Raw genomic sequence first — 1,948 nt, forward strand, 5'->3', positions numbered from 1 at the left:
GGGAGGGGGGACTCTTAAGGGCGGCGTTGAGAAAGGGCAGGCTCTCCCCGGCTGGCCGCGAGGACAGGAGGCCTGCCGGTGAATCTGAACCACGTGGCCAAGCGGCTGATCCAGCTGGTCCCGACCCTGTTCCTGGTGCTGGTCGTGATCTTCGTGCTGGTCCGGCTGCTGCCGGGCGACCCGACCAGCGCCATGCTGGGCGACCGCGCCACCGACGCCGACGTGGCGCGGCTGAACGCCCAGCTGGGCCTCGACCGGTCGATCCCGGCGCAGTTCCTGCTGTTCCTGCAGCGGATCGTCCAGGGCGACCTCGGCACCTCGATCCACCTCAAGGTGCCGGTGATGCGCCTGATCCTGGAGCGGATGCCGGTGACGCTGGCGCTGACCGGCTTCGCCGCGCTGCTGGCCCTGATCCTGGCCGTGCCGCTGGCCTTCGCCGCCGCGATGCGGCGCGGGCGGGCCGCCGACACCGTGATCCGCGGCGCCTTCCAGGTCGGGCTGTCGATGCCGATCTTCTATCTCGGCCTGGTGCTGCTGACCGTGTTCGCCGCCGGGCTGCGCTGGTTCCCGGTCGGCGGCTATGGCGACGACTGGGGCGACCGGATCTGGCACCTGTTCCTGCCGGCCCTGACCCTGGCGCTGAGCCTGTCCGCCGTGCTGATGCGCAACCTGCGCGCCTCGATCATCGAGGTGCTGGGCGCGGAATATGTCGACTTCGCCCGCTCCAAGGGCCTGGCGCCGCGGCTGGTGCTGGGCCGGCATGTGCTGCGCAACGCCCTGATCTCGACCGTCACCCTGTTCGGCCTGTCGGTCGGCACGCTGATCGGCGGCGCCGTGATCACCGAGACGGTGTTCGCCATCCCCGGCGCCGGCCGGCTGATGATCGACAGCATCTATGGCCGCGACTATCCCGTGGTGCAGGGGCTGACCCTGGCGATGGCGGTGCTGGTGGCGCTGGTGTTCCTGGCGACCGACCTGGTGCAGGCGGCGCTCGACCCGCGGGTGAAGGCATGACCGCGGTCGGCCTGGCCCCGGCCCGCGCCCGGCGCCGTCCCTCCGCCGCCCTGGTCGCCGGGCTCGTCATCGTCGGGGCCAGCCTGGTCCTGGCGATCGCGCCCCATCTCGTGGCGCCCTACGACCCCACCGCCTTCGACTATCGCGCCCTGATGAAGCCGCCGAGCTGGGGGCACCCCTTCGGCACCGACAATTTCGGCCGCGACATCCTGAGCCGGGTGATCTGGGCCTATCGCGTCGACATGCAGATCGCGGTGTTCACCACCCTGTTCCCGGTCGTCTTCGGCACCGCAATCGGCGCGCTGGTCGGCTATTACGGCGGGATCTGGGAGCCGATCTTCGGCCGCATTGTCGACGTGGTCATCACCTTCCCCTTCCTGGTGCTGGTGATCGCCATCGTCGCCGTGCTGGGGCCCGGCCTGGTCAACATGTACATCGCGGTCGGCGCCGTCGGCTGGGTGTTCTACGCCCGGCTGACCGCGGCCGAGGTCAAGGTGCAGAACCGGCTGGACTATGCCGCCGCCGGCAAGGTGATGGGCTATGGCGACGCCCGCATCATCCTGCGCCACCTGCTGCCCAATACCGTCTCGCCGGTGCTGGTGTACTGGATGACCGACATGGCGCTGTCGATCCTGCTGGGCGCCAGCCTGGGCTATCTCGGCCTTGGCGCCCAGCCGCCCGCCGCCGAATGGGGCCTGCTGATCGCCGACGGCAAGAACTTCATGTCCCAGGCCTGGTGGATGACCATCTTCCCCGGCGTCGCTATCGTCGTCACCGGCTTCGGCTTCAGCCTGCTGGGCGACGGCGTCGCCGACCTGCTGCGGCCCGAATCATGAGCGGGACGGTGCTGTCGATCCGCGGCCTGACCGCGACCTTTCCCGCCGGCGGGGGCGAGGCGGCGGCGGTGGCCGGCGTCGAATACCATTGCCGCGCC

At 70.4% G+C, this 1,948-nt stretch carries 2 protein-coding genes; both read left to right on the forward strand.

Going from position 1 to position 1,948, the window contains the following annotated elements:
* Positions 1-78: 78 nt before the first annotated feature.
* Positions 79-1,014: an ABC transporter permease gene (locus P409_RS32970; RefSeq protein WP_034848659.1), complete on the forward strand. Its 936-nt coding sequence runs from the start codon at positions 79-81 to the stop codon at positions 1,012-1,014.
* On the forward strand, positions 1,011-1,850 hold the full coding sequence (locus P409_RS32975) for an ABC transporter permease (RefSeq protein ID WP_052121670.1): 840 nt from the start codon (positions 1,011-1,013) through the stop codon (positions 1,848-1,850). Before P409_RS32970 ends, P409_RS32975 begins: the two co-directional genes overlap by 4 nt.
* Positions 1,851-1,948 lie beyond the last annotated feature (98 nt).

It is taken from the genome of Inquilinus limosus MP06 (assembly GCF_000767795.1).
In the GTDB taxonomy this organism is placed as follows: Bacteria; Pseudomonadota; Alphaproteobacteria; order DSM-16000; family Inquilinaceae; genus Inquilinus; species Inquilinus limosus_E.